General features: G+C 61.5%; 16 protein-coding genes. 2 read left to right on the top strand and 14 right to left on the bottom strand.

Annotation, left to right across the window (positions count from 1 at the left end):
• The first annotated feature begins 45 nt into the window (after positions 1-45).
• Positions 46-1095: a cysteine synthase A gene (locus BUA69_RS04675; protein WP_046135850.1), complete on the top strand. Its 1050-nt coding sequence runs from the start codon at positions 46-48 to the stop codon at positions 1093-1095.
• Positions 1096-1158: 63 nt separating this feature from the next.
• On the opposite strand, the gene BUA69_RS04670 is transcribed toward BUA69_RS04675, so the two are convergent.
• The 3 genes from BUA69_RS04670 to proS are packed head-to-tail and all read right to left on the bottom strand — an operon-like array spanning position 1159 to position 4554.
• The gene (locus BUA69_RS04670) at positions 1159-1845 is read right to left on the bottom strand and encodes an ABC transporter ATP-binding protein (protein WP_046135851.1); all 687 of its coding nucleotides are present in this window, start codon (positions 1843-1845) and stop codon (positions 1159-1161) included.
• On the bottom strand, positions 1838-3208 hold the full coding sequence (locus BUA69_RS04665) for an ABC transporter permease (RefSeq protein WP_046135852.1): 1371 nt from the start codon (positions 3206-3208) through the stop codon (positions 1838-1840). Before BUA69_RS04665 ends, BUA69_RS04670 begins: the two co-directional genes overlap by 8 nt.
• A complete protein-coding gene (gene proS / locus BUA69_RS04660) occupies positions 3205-4554 on the bottom strand; it encodes a proline--tRNA ligase (protein ID WP_046135853.1) in 1350 nt (449 codons plus the stop codon). Before proS ends, BUA69_RS04665 begins: the two co-directional genes overlap by 4 nt.
• A 303-nt stretch (positions 4555-4857) precedes the next feature.
• Here proS and BUA69_RS04655 point away from each other — a divergent pair, with 303 nt between their 5' ends.
• Positions 4858-5181, top strand: coding sequence for an MmcQ/YjbR family DNA-binding protein (locus BUA69_RS04655; RefSeq protein WP_046135854.1), 324 nt, complete (start codon positions 4858-4860; stop codon positions 5179-5181).
• Between the two features lie 231 nt (positions 5182-5412).
• On the opposite strand, the gene BUA69_RS04650 is transcribed toward BUA69_RS04655, so the two are convergent.
• From BUA69_RS04650 to nuoG, 11 genes are all read right to left on the bottom strand, one after another.
• Positions 5413-5658: a DUF1467 family protein gene (locus BUA69_RS04650; RefSeq protein ID WP_046135855.1), complete on the bottom strand. Its 246-nt coding sequence runs from the start codon at positions 5656-5658 to the stop codon at positions 5413-5415.
• A gap of 150 nt (positions 5659-5808) precedes the next feature.
• Positions 5809-7482 carry a ribonuclease J gene (locus BUA69_RS04645; RefSeq protein ID WP_046135856.1) on the bottom strand — a complete coding sequence of 558 codons (1674 nt, stop codon included), beginning with the start codon at positions 7480-7482 and terminating at the stop codon, positions 5809-5811.
• 75 nt (positions 7483-7557) lie between these two features.
• Positions 7558-8394, bottom strand: a complete 837-nt coding sequence (locus BUA69_RS04640; protein WP_046135857.1) for a biotin--[acetyl-CoA-carboxylase] ligase — start codon at positions 8392-8394, stop codon at positions 7558-7560.
• Positions 8395-9840, bottom strand: a complete 1446-nt coding sequence (gene nuoN / locus BUA69_RS04635) for an NADH-quinone oxidoreductase subunit NuoN (protein ID WP_072866467.1) — start codon at positions 9838-9840, stop codon at positions 8395-8397.
• A gap of 10 nt (positions 9841-9850) precedes the next feature.
• Positions 9851-11359 carry an NADH-quinone oxidoreductase subunit M gene (locus BUA69_RS04630; RefSeq protein ID WP_046135858.1) on the bottom strand — a complete coding sequence of 503 codons (1509 nt, stop codon included), beginning with the start codon at positions 11357-11359 and terminating at the stop codon, positions 9851-9853.
• Positions 11359-13401 (bottom strand): NADH-quinone oxidoreductase subunit L, encoded by a 2043-nt coding sequence (nuoL, locus tag BUA69_RS04625; protein WP_046135859.1) that lies wholly within the window; start codon positions 13399-13401, stop codon positions 11359-11361. Before nuoL ends, BUA69_RS04630 begins: the two co-directional genes overlap by 1 nt.
• A gap of 11 nt (positions 13402-13412) precedes the next feature.
• Positions 13413-13727, bottom strand: coding sequence for an NADH-quinone oxidoreductase subunit NuoK (gene nuoK, locus BUA69_RS04620; RefSeq protein ID WP_425283947.1), 315 nt, complete (start codon positions 13725-13727; stop codon positions 13413-13415).
• Positions 13728-13737: 10 nt separating this feature from the next.
• Positions 13738-14346 (bottom strand): NADH-quinone oxidoreductase subunit J, encoded by a 609-nt coding sequence (locus BUA69_RS04615; RefSeq protein WP_046135860.1) that lies wholly within the window; start codon positions 14344-14346, stop codon positions 13738-13740.
• An 11-nt stretch (positions 14347-14357) separates the two neighbouring features.
• Entirely contained in the window at positions 14358-14846 is a 489-nt protein-coding gene (gene nuoI, locus BUA69_RS04610) for an NADH-quinone oxidoreductase subunit NuoI (RefSeq protein ID WP_046135861.1), read from the bottom strand.
• The gene (gene nuoH / locus BUA69_RS04605; protein WP_082093879.1) at positions 14846-15943 is read right to left on the bottom strand and encodes an NADH-quinone oxidoreductase subunit NuoH; all 1098 of its coding nucleotides are present in this window, start codon (positions 15941-15943) and stop codon (positions 14846-14848) included. Before nuoH ends, nuoI begins: the two co-directional genes overlap by 1 nt.
• Before the next feature lie 9 nt (positions 15944-15952).
• Complete coding sequence (gene nuoG / locus BUA69_RS04600; RefSeq protein ID WP_046135862.1) at positions 15953-18055, bottom strand: NADH-quinone oxidoreductase subunit NuoG; 2103 nt, start codon at positions 18053-18055, stop codon at positions 15953-15955.
• Between the last annotated feature and the right edge of the window lie 2 nt (positions 18056-18057).

The raw sequence follows: 18057 nt of genomic DNA, 5'->3' as shown, positions 1-18057 counted from the left end.
CGCCGCTGCCCGCCTAGGCTTGGGTCTTTCATGACAAATCGATCCATGGCCAAGCACCAAGACCTTATTTCCGCGATCGGCAATACACCGCTCATCCGTCTCAACCGCGTCTCCCAGCTCACCGGCTGTGAAATCTGGGGCAAGGCCGAATTCCTCAATCCGGGGCAATCGGTCAAGGACCGCGCTGCGCTGTTCATCATCCATGATGCGGTCAAGAGCGGCGCGCTGAAGCCGGGCGGCACCATCGTTGAAGGCACGGCCGGCAATACCGGCATCGGGCTGACGCTGGTCGCCAATTCGCTGGGCTTCAAATCGGTGATCGTCATCCCCGATACGCAAAGCCAGGAAAAGAAGGACGCGCTGCGCTTGTTTGGCGCCGAGCTGATCGAGGTTCCGGCCAAGCCCTACAAGCACCCCAACAATTACATCAAGGTTTCCGGGCGCCTGGCCGAAAAGCTCAATCGCGAGCTGCCCAATGGCGCCGTCTGGGCCAACCAGTTCGACAATACCTCCAATCGCCGCGCTCACGTCGAAACCACCGGCCCCGAAATCTGGCAGCAGACCAATGGCCGCATTGATGGCTTCATCTGCGCCGTCGGCTCCGGCGGCACGTTGGCTGGTGTTGCCGAGGCCCTGCGGGCCCGCAGCGAAGACGTCAAGATCGGTCTGGCCGATCCCGAAGGCGCCGCGCTCTACAGCTATTTCACTACGGGCGAGTTGAAGTCCTCGGGCAATTCGATCACCGAAGGCATTGGTCAGGGCCGCATCACGGCCAATCTCGAAGGCCTCAAGATCGACAATCCCTACCAGATCCCCGACTCAGAGGCCCTGCCCTATGTCTTCGATCTGCTGGAACATGAGGGCCTGTGCCTCGGCGGCTCCAGCGGCATCAACATTGCCGGCGCGGTGCGCATGGCGCGCGATCTTGGACCGGGCAAGACCATCGTCACCATCCTGTGTGACTACGGCAATCGCTACCAGTCCAAGCTGTTCAACCCCGAATTCCTGCGCGCCAAGAACCTGCCGGTGCCGGGCTGGCTGGAAGATCAGCCACCGATCGATATTGCTTCGGTGCTGGAAGCCGAACCGGCCTAGGCGCCTGCGGCGGCAATCTGAAAAGGATTGCCGCCAGCCTGGCGGGCGCCACGCCCGCCCGTCCTACAATATGTGGGGCACCACAAGTCCACCCTTCAGCGTCACGATGCGGTCGGCCCGCCGCGCAAGGTCATGATTATGGGTGGCGATCAGCGCCGCAGCGCCTTCATTCTTGATCAGGCTGCGCAGGGCCGCAAACACCAGATCGCTGGTTTCCGGATCGAGATTGCCTGTCGGCTCGTCGGCCAGGATCACCTTGGGATGGTTCGCAGCCGCCCGGGCAATCGCCACGCGCTGCTGCTCGCCACCCGATAGCTCCGCCGGACGGTGCGAGGCGCGCGGCCCCACGCCCAGCAGATCGAGCAGTTCCATCGACCGCGCCTCCGCCTCCCTGGGCGACTTGCCGGCAATCAATTGCGGCATCGAGACATTCTCGAGCGCCGTGAACTCGGGCAGCAGATGGTGGAACTGGTAGACATAGCCCACCGTCGAGCGCCGCAATTGCGTCCGCCCGCGATCCCCGAGCTGGCTGGTCTTGATGCCGATGATCTCGACCTCGCCGCCCTGCGGGCTTTCCAGCAGGCCCGACAGATGCAGCAGCGTCGACTTGCCGGCGCCTGAGGGCGCGACCAGCGCCACCAGTTCCCCGCTCTGCACGGTGAGATCAGCCGCTTCCAGCACGCGCACCATGGTGTCGCCGGTGCCGTAGTGACGATGCACGCCACTCAGGATCAGATGAGCCTTACTCATAGCGCAGGGCCTCCACCGGATCATATTGGGCGGCGCGCCAGGCCGGGTAAATCGTGGCAAGGAAGCTGAGCCCCAATGCGAGGCAGACCACGACGGTCACTTCATAGGGGTCGGTCTTGGACGGCAGTGTGGACAGGAAGAACACTTCTGGCGGGAAGATCGCCACGCCCAACGTGTTGGACACAAATGCCCGCAAGCCTTCGGCATTGGCGGCCACGATCAACCCGAGCACCAGCCCGACCAGCGTGCCGACCACCCCGATTGCCGTACCGGTCATCGAGAAGATGCGCATGATCGAGCCGCGTGTCGCGCCCATGGTCCGCAACACTGCGATATCAGCGCTCTTGTCCTTCACCAGCATGACGAGGCTGGAGATGATATTGAACGCCGCCACCAGGATGATCATCGACAGGATGGTGAACATCACCACCCGCTCCACCTGCAGCGCCGAGAAGAAGGTCTCGTTGCGCTGCTGCCAGTCGGTGAGCACCATTGGCCGCATGGTCTGGTCGGCCTGCAGCCGCCCGCGCATCGTCGCGATATCATCGGGATTGTTGATGAAGATCTCGGCGGCGCTGGCCTGCCCGACCCGCATATAGGCGGCATCGATCTCTTCATCGCTCGCCATCGGGTCGAGCGGCTCCTGGCCTGGCTTCAGCACATCCTCATACATCTTGAAGAAGTCCTGGGCGGGGCCAATGGGCATGTACAGAAAGAAGCTGTCGAACTCGACCATGCCGAGATCAAAGATGACATTGACTGGATAGGAGCGAACCTGCGGCGTCGAGCCGAAGGGCGTCATCTGCCCATCGGGGTTGATCAGTTGCACCTGGTCACCCAGCGACACGCCCAGCTTTTGCGCCAGGCGGTAACCGATGGCGACACCACGGCTGTCGTCCCACGAATCCCAGCCGCCCTGGACCGCAGCGCCATAGAGCAGGTCCAGCTTCTCGAGGTTTTCCGCGTCCATGCCGCGCACGGTGACACCGGTCGAACTGCCCGGTCCGGAGGCCAGCACTTGTCCCTCGACGAAATAGACGGCGAACTTGACGCCATCCACCTGCTCGAGCGCGGCAACGGTCTCCTTGTAGTCGGTGAACTGGCTCTCGATCGGGATAGCGGTGAAGTGACCGTTCAGCCCCAGGATCTTGGTCAGCAGTTCGGCGCGGAAGCCGTTCATCACCGACATGACGACGATCAGCGTCGCCACGCCAATGGCGACGCCGGTCATGGTCAGCGCGGCGATCACCGAGATAAATGCGTCCTTGCGGCGGGCACGCAAATAGCGCCCCGCCACCAGCCATTCAAAGCGCGAAAAGGCGCGCGTGCCCTTATTGAGTGCCGGCGCCGCTTCGTCGGTCAAATGTCAGTCTTTCGCTGTGGTTCGATCAGGCCCTTGATCCGGGCAACGGCATCGGCGATCGGCAGGGTTTCACGCTCGCCGGTCTTGCGATGCTTGATCTCTGCCTCGCCGGCCTTGAGCCCACGTGGTCCGATGATCAGCTGATAGGGAATGCCGATCAGGTCGGCGGTGGTGAACTTGGCGCCCGCACCCTGGTCGCGATCGTCATAGAGCATGTCGATGCCAGCGGCGACCAGCTCGTCATAGAGCGCTTCGCATGCCGCATCGCTGTCCGCGTCGCCGGCCTTGAGATTGATCAGCACCGCCTCGAACGGCGCCACGCTGACCGGCCAGACAATGCCCGCCTCGTCATGGAACGCCTCGATGATCGCGGGAACCAAGCGGGTCGGCCCGATGCCGTAAGACCCCATATGCACGGCGATTTCCTTGCCTTCCGGCCCCGTTACGGTCGCCTTCATGGGCTCCGAATACTTGGTGCCGAAGTAGAAAATGTGGCCGACCTCGATGCCACGGGCAGATACCCGATGTTCCTCGGGCACGGCAGCCTCATATTCGGCCATGTCCACCATGTCTTCGGTGGCCGCATAGAGCGAGGTCCAGTCGTCAAAAATCGGCTTCAGATCGCCACGGAAATCGGTGTCCTGACCGGGAATGGGTTTATCCAGCAGGCGGTTGTCACAGAACACGGCGCTTTCGCCGGTCTCGGCCAGCACGATCCACTCATGGCTGAGATCGCCGCCGATCGGGCCAGTATCGGCCCGCATCGGAATGGCGGTCAGGCCCATGCGGGCATAGGTGCGCATATAGGCCACGAACATCCGCTCATAGGCCTTCACCGCATCTTCCTTGCTCAGGTCGAACGAATAGGCATCCTTCATCAGGAACTCACGCGAGCGCATGGTGCCAAAGCGCGGACGGACCTCGTCGCGGAACTTCCACTGAACATGGTAGAGATTGAGCGGCAGGTCCTTGTAGGACTTCACATAGGTCCGGAAGATGTCGGTGATCATCTCCTCATTGGTCGGGCCATAGAGGAATTCGCGCTCGTGCCGATCCTCGATGCGCAGCATTTCCTTGCCATAGGCATCGTAGCGGCCGCTTTCGCGCCACAGGTCTGCCGGCTGGATGGTGGGCATCAGCAATTGCACCGCACCGGAGCGGTTCTGCTCCTCCTCGATGATCTTCTGGACCTTCATCAGCACCTTGTATCCGAGCGGCAGCCAGGAATAGAGACCGGACGCCTGCTGGCGGATCATCCCTGCCCGCAGCATCAGGCGATGCGAGACAATTTCGGCTTCTTTGGGCACATCGCGAAGCACCGGCAAAAAGTAGCGAGACAGGCGCATGTGAACTCCAGAATTTGTCGGCGACTCGTGGCTCTTGTTGATGCCCACTGAAATCCTACTCGTCCATCCGTTGCAAGCATGGAAGCCATGCAGAATCTAGGTGACAGGTACAAAATCTGTTGTTAGGGTCCCCCACAATAAAGCAAAGGCGGTCACAAACCGCCTGACGTCGACAACGTCAAGGGAGGAGCGTTGGCTGCCGCTGTATAGCGTGCCTAAGTCCAGCGTATTGTCGAACAAACTCATTTCAGCGGGGCCTTGTGCCCCGCTTTTTTGTTTCCTGGATTTGAAGGAGGTGTTTGCGTGGCAACTGCAGCAGATCTTCGCCACATCGCCCTGGAGCTTGAGGGGACTAAAGAGGCCCCGCATTTCGACCGCGTCGCCTTCAAGGTCGCTCGCATCTTCGTGACCCTGCCCGCTCACGGCCAAACCGCCAATCTGAAACTGACGCCCGAAGAGCAGGAACTCAAATGCATGGTTGCACCCGAAATATTCGCCCCCGTCGATAATGCCTGGGGGCGCCAGGGCTGGACCGAGATGACACTGGCCCCGGCTACAAGCGAAGACCTGCTTGCGGCACTGCAGATGGCCCATGCGCACGCGCTGCCGAAGGGCAAGAAGCTTTAGGGATGGCGTCAAGGTGGATTGCCCGGACAAGCCGGGCAATGACGGTGGGGGGATATCAGATGCTATCCCAGCCACTGGCACTGACCACTCGCCGCTCAGATGAGCCCCCCACCAACAGCGCTGCCCGCAAACTGATCGGCGGGCCTCTCGAATCCCGCGCGCGCGGATAGAGGACCCACGGATCAAGTCCATGGGTAGAAAGAACACGAACAATAAGGAAGTGAGGAGCCCTTAGCTCCAGTAGCGCTGCAGCGTTTCGTTGCTCAGGCCCCAGAACAGCAGCGCTGTCATGAACCCGGCCAGCACCGTGGTCGCGGCCAGTTGCCGCCACAGGCGGACCGTGACAGGAGCCCCGGGCTCGGTTCCCGGCACCACTTCGCCGGCGTCGAGCTGGCTGCGCGAGCCAATCGGCAGCACGATAAACAGACAGAGCCACCAGACGACAAAGAAGATGGCGAGGATCGAACCGATCTGCATGTTGTGTCCCTTTAACCGCACGGATGAACCGTCGAACTTGGTTTACCACGGCGACCGGCCGACGAAACCAGCAAATCGGCTGCACGATGTCGCAGGCAAAAAAAGCGCCGCAGTTGTTGCTGCGGCGCCTTTGATCGAATTAGGCCGGGATCACACGCGGTGCACGAACACCGAAACGTTGGGCTTGCGGCCCCAATAGGAATTCACTTCGTTACGGATCGCCTTGAACAGTGCCGAATTCAACACCTCGGTATCGCTGCGGCGCTTGGGCGGCACGCTCTTGAGCACGCCGGCAATGGTGTGTTCCACCAGCTCGGTCAACGACTCGTCTTCGGTCTCGGGCAGGCCCTCGATCACCAGGTCGGGGCCGGACACGATCTGCCCATTGCCATTGACGCACAGGCTGACCACGACATGGCCGCCGAACGACAGCCGGCGGCGGCCTTTGACGCCGCTCTCGTCTGGCGTGCACAGCACCAGCCCGTCGAGATAAAGCTCGCCGACGCGCACTTCGGCCGGGTGGACCAGCGGCTCGGGGAACAGGCGCACCATGTCGCCATTGCGCGCTTCCAGCACATTGGCAATCCCGGCTTCGCGGCCGAGCTTGGCATGGGCCTGCAGATGCATGGCTTCGCCATGGACCGGCACCAGCACTTCGGGCTGCATCCAGCCATAGAGGCGGCGCAGTTCTTCACGACGTGGGTGACCGGTCACGTGCACCAGGCCGTCCTTCTGCGTGATGACTTCGACGCCCTTGTCGATCAGCATGTTCTGGATGTCGTTGACTTCGCGCTCATTGCCCGGGATCGCCCAGGACGAGAAGATCATGCGGTCGCCGGCGGTCAGATCGATCACCGGGTGCTCGCCACGCGCAATGCGGGCGATGGCGGCGCGGGCTTCGCCCTGGCTACCGGTGCAGAGCAGCACGATCTTGTCGCGCGCAATAGTGCGGTAGGCATCCTGATCCAGCAGCGGCGGCACGCCTTCAAGCATGCCCAGTTCGCGGGCAATGCCGGTAATGCGGTGCAGCGAGCGGCCCGACATCACCACCTGGCGGCCGCACTTGGCGGCGGCGCGGGCGACGGAAATGACCCGGCCCACATTCGAGGCGAAGGTCGTCACCGCAACGCGGTGCTTGGATTCGGCGATCATCGCTTCGAGATTGGCCGCAACATCGGCCTCGCTCGGGCTCTCGCCGTCCTTCATCGCATTGGTCGAGTCGCAGATCAGCGCCAGGGGCGTCGACTTGTCGGCGCCAATTTCCTGCAGGCGCGCAACATCCGTGGGTGCATTGCCAACCGGGGTCGGATCCAGCTTCCAGTCACCGGTATGCAGCACGCGGCCGATGGGGGTCGAGATCAGCAGCGCATTGCTCTCGGGAATCGAGTGGGCAACGTTGATCGCCTCGATGGTGAAGGGGCCGACATTGAATGCCTTGCCCGGCCGCATGATGGTGATGTCGACATTCTCGACGATGCCGTCGCCTGCCCGCTTCGCCGCCAGCATTGCTGCGGTGAACGGCGTCGCAAAAACCGGCTTTTCAAAGCCGGGCCACAGGTCCAGCACTGCGCCATAATGGTCTTCGTGGCTGTGGGTGAGGATCAGGCCGAGAATGTCATCGGCGCGCTCTTCCAGGAATTCCGGATCGGCCATGATCAGCTCGATCCCCGGCAGGTCCGGCCCGCCAAAGGTCACGCCGCAATCGACAACGATCCACTTGCGCGAGCGCTCGGGGCCGAAGCCATACGCGCCCATATTCATGCCGATCTCGCCGACGCCACCGAGTGGCACGAAAACGAGTTCATCCCGTTGGTTTTTAGCCATGGGTTCTACTAGTCCTTTCAATGCACGACGCCGGCCGGACTTTGGTCCGCCGGTCGCCCGCGCAGTCATCTGTGGTCAGCTTCGGGCGCTGGCCGTTGCCCCAAAATGGACGTCACCAGCCGTAATGGCGATGCGTTGGTTGTCATCGGCGCGCACGATCAATCGCCCTGCGTCGTCGATGGTTTCGAAAATTCCGCGGACGATGGTTCCGTTCTGATTGACCGCAACCGGCGCTCCGATCCCTGCTGCCGAGCCGCGCCATTGCGTCAGCACATCAGCAATTCCGCGCCCGTCCTGCCAGATGCCGAAGGTTTCCACCCAGGCATCGCTGAGTGCGTCGAAAATCTCTTCCGCGCTGCGCGCCACGCCGAGATCGGCAAGGCTGGTTGCCGGATAGGGCAATCCGGCCGGCGCCGCAACCGCATTCACACCAAAACCAATGGCAATCGCATGACGGCCATCGGGAAGTTTCTGCGCTTCCAGCAGGATGCCGGCGAGCTTGGCACCGTCCGCCAGCACGTCATTGGGCCACTTGAGCGCGATCCGCGCCTTGCCGCCATTGACCATCCCATCGGCACCATCGATGCCGACCTTGACGATCCCGGCAGGCAGGATGCCCGACAGCGCACGGTTGAGGGAAACTCCGGCAACGAAGCCCAGCGTTGCAGCCAATGTGGGATCGGCATCGGGAACGATCAAGAGCGTGGCGGCGAGATTGCCATGCGGGCTTTCCCACTGGCGGCCCCGCCTGCCCCGGCCAGCGGTCTGCTGCTTGGCCGCAAACCACACGCCGCCGGCATCGCCGGCGGCGGCCGCGGCCAGCGCTTCGGTATTGGTCGAGCCAATGGCGTCATACCCGCGCAGCCGGTAACCGGCCGTGCGTGCCTTGGACCCGAGGGTGAAGCCGCTCACCTAGAACAGGCTTCCTGCAGCAACGCGTGCCGCACTCGCCAGCGAACCGCCGACGGTGAAGTAATAGGTGACAAGCAGGAAGCCGCTGACCGCCATGATGACATTGAGTTCGTTCGGCACTGCAGCGAACTCGCTGGTCGGCTCGTCGAAATACATCACCTTGACGACGCGCAGGTAGTAGAAGGCGCTGACGGCCGAAGCCAGCACGCCAACAACGGCCAGCACGAACAGCTGGGCCTCGATAGCGGCGAGGAACACGTGCCACTTGGCAAAGAAGCCAGCCAGCGGCGGCATGCCGATCAGCGAGAACATCAGGATGGCCATGATGGCCGCCACGAATGGCCGCGCCTTGGCCAGCCCTGCCAGGTCATCGATATTCTCGACATAGCCATTGCTGTTGCGCAGCGACAGCAGGCAGGCAAACAGGCCGACAGTCATGGTGATATAGATCGCCATATAGATCGCCACACCCTCGACGCCCCCCTGGGTGCCCGACGACAGACCAACCAGCGCAAAGCCCACATGGCCGATCGAGGAATAGGCAATCAGTCGCTTGATGGAGCGCTGGCCGATAGCGGCAAACGCTGCCAGCACCATCGATGCCAACGACAGGAAGACGATGATCTGCTGCCAGTCATGGCTGATCGGCTCGAAAGTATCGATAACCAGCCGAACCAGCAGCGCCATCGCCGCGACCTTGGGTGCGGTGGCAAAGAAGGCGGTGACCGGGGTCGGCGCACCTTCATAGACGTCGGGCGTCCACATGTGGAACGGCACGGCCGAGATCTTGAACGCCACGCCGGCCAGCAGGAACACCACGCCGAATACCAGACCGACCGAGCGGCCATCATTGGCAATGGCAATAACGATCTGCTGCAGATTGGTATGGCCGGTAAAGCCGTAGATCAGCGAAGCGCCATAGAGCAGCATGCCCGATGATAGCGCACCCAGCACGAAATACTTGAGGCCCGCTTCCGTCGCCCGCGGATCATCGCGCTTGATTGCAGCCAGCACATAGAGCGCCAGCGACTGCAACTCGATGCCGATATAGAGGCTCATCAGGTCATTGGCCGAAACCATCGTCATCATGCCGAGCGTCGCCAGCAGGACAAGGATGGAATATTCGAACTTGTGTGTGCCGTTTTCTTCGGCATGCGGCAGCGCCAGCATCAAAGCAAAGGCCGAGCCGCCCAGCACCAGCACCTTCATGTAGCGCGCGAAGCCGTCGGCAATGAACACGCCATTGAACAGCACGCCATCGGCGGGCTGCAGCAGCACCAGGGCGGCAACCACCACCAGCAAGCCGATGGCCAGCATCGACACGAGCGTCGAGCGCTCCTTGTTGATCACCACGCCCACGAGCAGCAGCACGATGGCCCCGATGGCGAGGAGCATCTCGGGATAGGCAGGCGCGAGGCTCGCGAAATCGGTAACGTCGGAAACCACGGGTCCCCTCCTAATGGGCTACGACTGCTGCTTCGACCGGCGCCAGGCCAACCGATGCAGAGTAATGGGCGACCAGCGCATCGACCGACGCCGCAGTGGTGTCGAGGATTGGAGCCGGATAGAAGCCGAAGAAAATGATCATGACGATCAGCGGATAGAGAATGACCTTCTCACGCAGGCTGAGATCGAGAATGCCCTTGAGGCTTTCCTTGGTCAGCGCACCGAAGATCACCGCCCGGTAGAGCCACAGCCCATAGCAGGCCGAGAAGATCACGCCGAACGCTGCACCGAACGCCACCAGGGTATTGACCTGGAACACGCCGATCATCGTCAGGAATTCACCGACGAAGCCCGAGGTCCCCGGCAGACCCACATTGGCCATGGTGAAAACCATGAACGCGAAGGCATAGCGCGGCATCCGCTCGACCAAGCCACCATAGGCGGTGATGTCACGTGTGTGCATGCGGTCATAGATGACGCCAACCGCAAGGAAGAGCGCACCGGACACCAGACCATGCGAGATCATCTGGAACATGGCGCCCTGGATGCCCAAGGCATTGCCCGCGAAGATACCCATGGTCACGAAGCCCATATGGGCAACCGACGAATAGGCGATCAGCTTCTTGATATCGGTCTGCACCAGCGCCACCAGCGAAGTGATGATGATGGCAGCAACCGAGAGCAGGAAGACGAAGTTGGCGAACTGGGCCGAGGCGTCAGGGAACATTGGCAGCGAGAAGCGCAGGAAGCCATAGCCGCCGAGCTTGAGCAGGATCGCGGCCAGGATCACCGAACCGGCAGTCGGCGCCTCAACGTGCGCTTCCGGCAGCCAGCGATGGAACGGCCACATCGGCATCTTGACCGCAAGCGAGGCAAAGAATGCCAGCCAGAGCCAGGTCTGCATGCTCTCGGGGAAGTCATGGGTCAGCAGCTTGGAAATGTCGGTGGTGCCGCCATTCCAGTACATCGCCATGATCGCCAGCAGCATCAGCACGGAGCCGGTGAACGTATAGAAGAAGAACTTGTAGCTGGCCTGGATGCGGCGCTTGCCGCCCCAGATACCGATGATCAGGAACATCGGCAGCAGCGTGCCTTCGAAGAACACGTAGAACATCGCCAGATCGAGCGTGGTGAACACGCCGATCATCAGCGTCTCCAGGATCAGGAAGACAATCATGTATTCCTTGAGCCGCGTCTCGATGGATTCCCAGCTGGCCAGGATGCAGAACGGCATCAGCAGTGCCGAGAGCACCACGAACAGCACCGAGATGCCGTCGACGCCGACGCGATAGCCGATGCTGTCGCCGATCCAGGGCATGTTCACGACGAACTGGAAGCCCGGATTGGATGGATCGAAGCTCTGCCACATGGCCAGCGACAGCACGAAGGTGACCACGGTGACCGCAAAGGCGATCCAGCGGATCGCATTGAGCGAAGTCTTGGGCGTGAACACGAGGATCGCCGCACCCAGCAGGGGCAGGAACGTCAGGATGGTCAGAATTGAATTGGCGAAGGTCATCAGATCAGTCCCCCGGCCGCGATGGCCCAGGTCAACAGCGCTGCAATGCCGATCAGCATGGCGAACGCATAGTGATAGAGATAGCCGGACTGGAGCTTGGTGACCCAGGAGGTGACGTTCTGCACCCGGCGGCCGAGGCCTTCGGTGAGCTTGCCGTCAATCAGCCAGTCATCGAAGCCCTTCCAGAAGGCATTGCCGAGCCAGAAGGCAGGCTTGACGAAGATCGTGTTGTAGAGCTCGTCGAAGTACCACTTGTTCAGCAGGAACTGGTAGAGGCCGCGATTGGTCTCGGCCAGACGCCTGGGCGTCTCCGGCGCGAAGATGTACATATAGAGCGCAGTGACAAACCCGAACAGCATCGCAATGGTCGCACTCCACTTGACCCATGTCGGGACGTGGTGAGCGGCATCGATGATCTCCGCATCAACGACGACGGAGCCGGCGAAGAAGTGCGCGATGTGTTCCACATCGTGGAAGAACATGCCGTAGAACACTGCACCCGCCACAACAGCGCCAAAGGCCAGCACATAGAGCGGCACCAGCATGACCGGCGGCGCCTCGTGGGCGTGGTCATAGGCACTGCCATGATCGGCATGGTGGTCGTCATGGGCCGCATGATCGTCGTGGTGATCATTAGCAGCCGGGCGGGGCGAACCGTGGAAGGTCAGGTGAATGAGGCGCCACGAGTAGAAGCTCGTGAACAGCGCCGCGATAACCAGCATCCAGAAGGCGAAGCTGCCGGCATTGCCACCAACGGCATAAGCCGCCTCGATGATCGAATCCTTGGAGAAGAACCCGGCAAAACCCAGCCATTCGGAGCCTGGAATGCCAACACCCGTCAGTGCCAGCGTGCCAATGAGCATCATCGCATAGGTGATCGGGATCTTCTTGCGCAGCCCGCCCATGTTCCGCATGTCCTGCTCATGGTGCATGGCGTGGATCACCGCGCCGGCCCCCAGGAACAACAGCGCCTTGAAGAAGGCGTGAGTGAACAGGTGGAACACACCGGCCGAATAGGCCCCTGCCCCCAGCGCCACGAACATGTAGCCGAGCTGCGAACAGGTCGAATAGGCGATGACACGCTTGATGTCGTTCTGCACCAGGCCAACCGTCGCCGCGAAGAACGCGGTGATGGCGCCGATGATCAAAACGAAGGTCATCGTGAACTCGGAGGTCTCGAACAGCGGCGACAGCCGCGCGACCATGAATACGCCTGCGGTCACCATGGTCGCGGCATGGATCAGCGCCGACACCGGGGTCGGGCCCTCCATGGCGTCCGGCAGCCAGGTGTGCAGCAGGAACTGTGCCGACTTGCCCATGGCACCCATGAACAGCAGCATGCAGACCACGGTCATCGCATGCAGGTCGAAGCCGAGGAAGTTGATCCGCGCTTCGGCAGCACCCTCGACGGCATGGAAAGCGCCATCGAACGTGATCTGGCCCAGCACCATGAAGGCGCCGAAAATACCCAGAGCAAAGCCGAAGTCGCCGACGCGGTTGACGATGAAAGCCTTCATCGCCGCGGCATTGGCCGACGGCTTGGTGTACCAGAAGCCGATCAGCAGATACGAGGCCAGACCCACGCCTTCCCAGCCGAAGAACATCTGCAGGAAGTTGTCGGCGGTCACCAGCATCAGCATGGCGAAAGTGAAGAGCGACAGATAGGCGAAGAACCGGCTGCGATGCGGATCCTCGGCCATGTAGCCGATCGAATAGACGTGCACGAGGCTGGAGACCGTGTTGACCACGACCAGCATGATGGCGGTCAGCGTATCGACCCGCAGCACCCAGCGCAGGTCCATGTCACCAACCTGGATCCAGCGCATCAGCTCGACCTGGATCACAGCGCTATGACCCTCGGTCGTCGCACCAACCAGCCCGTCACCAAAGGCGACGGGAATGAAAACTATCCAGGATAGCACGGCCGCAATCAGCAGCAGTCCAGTGGTGAGATACTCACTGGTCCGATGCCCGATGGTGCGTCCCAGAAGCCCCGCGACCAGTGCGCCGATGAGGGGCAGGAAAACAATCGCTTGAATCATAGCGGAGGTTCTTAGCCCTTCATCATGTTGACGTCTTCAACCGCGATGGAACCACGGTTGCGATAGAAAATAACCAGGATCGCCAGCCCGATAGCAGCCTCTGCTGCAGCCACGGTGAGGATCAGCAGGGCAAAGATCTGCCCCTGCAAATCACCCAGCTGGGCGCTGAAGGCGACGAAGTTCAGATTGACCGCGAGAAGGATCAATTCGACCGACATCAGGATGACGATGACATTCTTGCGGTTGATGAAAATACCGAACACGCCAAGCGTGAACAGAATTGCCGCTACGGTCAGGTAGTGACCGAGCCCGATACCCAAGCCCATGTTTGACCCCCTATAACCCTTGACCGCTTTTAACTTTGACGACTTCCAGCGTCTCGGAGACCTTTCGGCCGACCTGAACGTTTGGATTCTGACGCTTGACGTTTGGCTTGTGGCGCAGCGTCAGGACAATCGCCCCGATCATCGCCACCAGCAGCACCGCACCGGCGCCCTGGAACAGGAACACGTAGCGGGTATAGAGCACCTGCCCCAGCGCCCGCGTATTCTCGATGCCGCCGTCGATCGGCAGCACCGCAGCACCGGCCGTTTCCGGCGCCACCATCACGCTGCCGGCGACCAGCAGCAGTTCAAGCAGCAGCACCAGCCCGACAACCACGCCGATCGGCGCATATTGCAGGAAGCCCTGCCGCAGCGAGGCAAAGTCCACGTCGAGCATCATCACGACGAACAGGAACAGCACGGCCACGGCGCCGACATAAACGACGACCAGGATCAACGCCAGGAACTCGGCGCCGGCCAGCATGAACAGACCCGCGGCGTTGACGAACACCAGGATCAGGAACAGCACGGCATGCACCGGATTGCGGGCCGAAATGACCATCACGGCCGAGGCGATCGCAATCGCCGAGAACATGTAGAAGAAGAATAGTGGAAGGGTCATGCTCTTCCCTCTCAGCGATACGGGGAGTCGGCGGAAATGTTGGCAGCGATTTCACGCTCCCACCGATCACCGTTGGCGAGGAGCTTCTCCTTGGAGAAGTAGAGCTCTTCGCGCGTTTCAGTGGCGAATTCGAAATTCGGGCCTTCGACGATGGCATCTACCGGACAGGCTTCCTGACAGAAGCCGCAATAGATGCACTTCACCATATCGATGTCGTAGCGCACGGTACGGCGGGTGCCGTCATTCTGGCGCGGACCGGCTTCGATGGTGATCGCCTGGGCCGGGCAGATCGCTTCGCACAACTTACAGGCAATGCAACGCTCTTCCCCATTGGGATAGCGGCGCAGCGCATGTTCGCCGCGGAAGCGCGGGCTGACATGGCCCTTTTCGAAGGGGTAGTTGATGGTCGGCTTTGGCGCGAAGAAATAGCGCATCGCCAGGAAGAACGTCGAAACGAACTCCTTGAGCAGCAGCGTATTGACGAACTGGACGGCGCGCATCAGGCAACCCCTCCGTGCCAGCCCCAACCAGTGAGCTGGAGAATAAACGCAAGAACGATCACGGTGACCAGCGAGAGCGGCAGGAACACTTTCCAGCCAATGCGCATCAGCTGGTCGTAGCGGTAGCGTGGGACGATGGCCTTGGCCATGGCGAACATGAAGAACACCAGGCTCAGCTTGAGCACGAACCAGATGACGCCCGGGATCCAGGTGAATGGCGGCAGGTCGATCGGGCTGGCCCAGCCACCCAGGAACAGGATGGTGGTCATGGCGCACATCAGCAGGATCGAGATGTACTCGCCCAACATGAACAGCATGTAGGGGGTCGAGGAATACTCGGTCATGAAACCGGCAACCAGCTCAGACTCGCCTTCCGCCAGATCGAATGGCGGGCGGTTGGTTTCAGCCAGCGCCGAGACGTAGAACACCACGAACATCGGGAACAGCGGCAGCCAAAACCAGTTGAGGAAGCTCAACTGCGGCAGGCCGATCATATGGGCCAGACCCATCTCATACTGTGCCCGCACGATATCGCTGAGGTTCAGCGAACCCACGCAAAGCAGCACGGTGATGATGACCAAGCCGATGGAGACTTCATAGGACACCATCTGCGCCGCCGAGCGGAGCGAACCCAGGAATGGGTACTTCGAGTTGGAAGCCCAACCGCCGATGATGACGCCATAAACGCCAAGCGAGGAAATCGCCAGGATATAGAGAATGCCCACATTGAGGTCGGCAATCACCCAGCCCTCATTGACCGGCACCACGGCCCAGGCCGACAGCGCCAGCGTGGCAGTGATCAGCGGCGCTGCGATGAACAGGATCTTGTCGGCGCCGGCCGGGATGACGACTTCCTTGAAGGCGAACTTCAGCAAGTCGGCAAAGCTCTGCAGCAGGCCGAACGGACCCACCACGTTGGGGCCACGGCGGATCTGCACGGCAGCCCAGATCTTGCGGTCGGCCAGCAGGATGAATGCGGTGAACACCAGCAGGCAAACCAGCAGCAGCAGCGCTACATAGATGAAGCCGACATGCGTGCCCCATCCCAGGATCGGGATACCGAGCAGATAATCGAGCGCGGAGAGAATAAAGTCCATTGTGCTCCCCTACTCCGCTGCCTGCCGCAAACCGGCGGCCGTTGCGGCGCATTCGCCCATGGTTGCCGAAGCGCGAGCAATCGGATTGCTGAGATAGAATTCGGCGACAGCCGAACCGTACGGAGCCGACTTGGTCTTGATGCCGGCCTTGGCCAGCTTGACCACATCGGCAACCGAACCCGCCGCGATCTGGTCAATACGAGCCAGGTGCGGGAATTCGGCATAGATGGCGCCGCGCAGCTGCGTCAGCGAGTTGAACGGCAGTGGCATGCCCATGGCACCCGACAGGGCGCGGATGATTGCCCAGTCTTCCTTGGCCTCGCCCGGCGGGAACACGGCGCGGGTCGTTACCTGCACGCGGCCCTCGGTATTGACATAGGTGCCCGACTTTTCGGTGTAGGTCGCCGCCGGCAGGATGACATCGGCGCGATGTGCACCCTTGTCGCCATGGCTGCCGATATAGACGACGAATGCCTTGCCCATGGCCGACATGTCGTATTCGTCGGCACCGAGCAGGAACAGCACGTCGAGCTCGCCCTTGCCAGCCAGAGCAATCTGGTCGGCCGAGCAGACGCCACCGTCATGCGGCACGAAGCCGATGTCGAGGCCACCGACGCGGCTGGCTGCATTGTGCAACAGCGCAAAGCCGTTCCAGCCCTCGGCGACATTCGCACCGGTTGCCAGCTTGGCAGCCAGCGCGATGGTGTCGCGGCCAGCCTGCTTGCCCAACGTGGCATGCGAGACGGCGCCTTCACCGACGATGATCAACGGGTTCTTGGCATTGGCCAGCACTGCAGCGAACTCGCCCTTGCCGGCGGCCAGATCGGCCAGCGTCTCGAAGCCTTCGCCCAGATAGGCATAATCATAGGTCAGGTCGGCACGCTCGCCGATTACGGCGATCGGCAGGCCCTTGGCGCGCCAGGTCTTGCGGATGCGCGCATTGACGAGCGACGCTTCCTTGCGCGGATTGGTGCCAATGATGAGGATCGCGTCGGCCTGCTCGATGCCCGCAATGGTCGGATTGAACAGATAGGCCGAGCGCGGCATGGACGGATCGATCCCCGACATAGCCGGACGCACATCCGTCATGCCCGAGCCGATCGAGGCCAGCAGCGCCTTGAGCGCAAACATTTCTTCAACCGCAGCCAGGTCACCGGCGATGGCGCCGACCTTGCTGCCGGCCTTCTTGACGCGAGCAGCGACGGTGGCGAGTGCCTCGTCCCAGCCGGTCTGCTGCAGCTTGCCGCCCTTGCGAACATAGGGGCGATCAAGACGCTGGTTCTTGAGGCCATCCCAGACAAAACGGGTCTTGTCCGAAATCCACTCTTCGTTGATCGCCTCATTGATGCGCGGCAGGATGCGCATCACTTCGCGGCCACGGCTATCGACGCGGATATTGGAGCCGACAGCATCCATCACGTCGATGGATTCAGTCTTCACCAGTTCCCATGGACGGGCATGGAATGCGTAGGGCTTGGAGGTCAGCGCACCAACCGGGCAGAGATCGATGACGTTGCCCTGCAACTCGCTGGTCAGCGCCTTTTCGAGATAGGTGGTGATCTCGGCATCTTCGCCGCGACCCAGCAGGCCCATCTCGGCAATGCCAGCCACTTCCGTGGTGAAGCGAACGCACCGCGTGCAGTGAATGCAGCGGTTCATCGAGGTCTTGACCAGCGGGCCAATATACTTGTCCTCGACGGCGCGCTTGTTTTCGGCAAAGCGGTTCTTGTCCACGCCATAAGCCATGGCCTGGTCCTGCAAATCGCACTCGCCGCCCTGATCGCAGATTGGGCAATCCAGCGGGTGGTTGATCAGCAGGAATTCCATCACGCCTTCGCGGGCCTTCTTGACCATCGGCGAATTGGTGAACATTTCGGGCGGCTCGCCATTCGGACCGGGCCGCAGATCCTTGACCGACATGGCACAGCTGGCCTGTGGCTTGGGCGGTCCGCCCTTCACCTCAACCAGGCACATACGGCAATTGCCGGCTACCGACAGGCGCTCATGATAGCAGAAGCGCGGGATTTCAGCGCCAGCGGCCTCGGCCGCCTGCATCAGCGTGTAGTAGTCCGGGACTTCGACCAGTTGGCCGTCGACTTTGATATTGGCCATCG

The organism is Devosia limi DSM 17137 (assembly GCF_900128975.1).
Classification (GTDB): domain Bacteria; phylum Pseudomonadota; class Alphaproteobacteria; order Rhizobiales; family Devosiaceae; genus Devosia; species Devosia limi.
The sequence above is the reverse complement of the archived record's forward strand: the minus strand, read 5'-3'. Positions and strand labels throughout refer to the sequence as shown.

What these genes read in the sequence shown, in the direction of transcription:
- nuoI (WP_046135861.1), bottom strand. Translation starts at nt 14,846, where the DNA reads ATGCGCGCCGTCCAGTTCGTCAATACGCTGCTGCTCAAGGAGTTCGTT.
- BUA69_RS04670 (WP_046135851.1), bottom strand. Translation starts at nt 1,845, where the DNA reads ATGAGTAAGGCTCATCTGATCCTGAGTGGCGTGCATCGTCACTACGGC.
- BUA69_RS04615 (WP_046135860.1), bottom strand. Translation starts at nt 14,346, where the DNA reads ATGACCCTTCCACTATTCTTCTTCTACATGTTCTCGGCGATTGCGATC.
- nuoK (WP_425283947.1), bottom strand. Translation starts at nt 13,727, where the DNA reads ATGGGCTTGGGTATCGGGCTCGGTCACTACCTGACCGTAGCGGCAATT.
- BUA69_RS04675 (WP_046135850.1), top strand. Translation starts at nt 46, where the DNA reads ATGGCCAAGCACCAAGACCTTATTTCCGCGATCGGCAATACACCGCTC.
- BUA69_RS04630 (WP_046135858.1), bottom strand. Translation starts at nt 11,359, where the DNA reads ATGACCTTCGCCAATTCAATTCTGACCATCCTGACGTTCCTGCCCCTG.
- nuoG (WP_046135862.1), bottom strand. Translation starts at nt 18,055, where the DNA reads ATGGCCAATATCAAAGTCGACGGCCAACTGGTCGAAGTCCCGGACTAC.
- BUA69_RS04650 (WP_046135855.1), bottom strand. Translation starts at nt 5,658, where the DNA reads ATGCAGATCGGTTCGATCCTCGCCATCTTCTTTGTCGTCTGGTGGCTC.
- BUA69_RS04645 (WP_046135856.1), bottom strand. Translation starts at nt 7,482, where the DNA reads ATGGCTAAAAACCAACGGGATGAACTCGTTTTCGTGCCACTCGGTGGC.
- proS (WP_046135853.1), bottom strand. Translation starts at nt 4,554, where the DNA reads ATGCGCCTGTCTCGCTACTTTTTGCCGGTGCTTCGCGATGTGCCCAAA.
- nuoL (WP_046135859.1), bottom strand. Translation starts at nt 13,401, where the DNA reads ATGATTCAAGCGATTGTTTTCCTGCCCCTCATCGGCGCACTGGTCGCG.
- nuoH (WP_082093879.1), bottom strand. Translation starts at nt 15,943, where the DNA reads ATGGACTTTATTCTCTCCGCGCTCGATTATCTGCTCGGTATCCCGATC.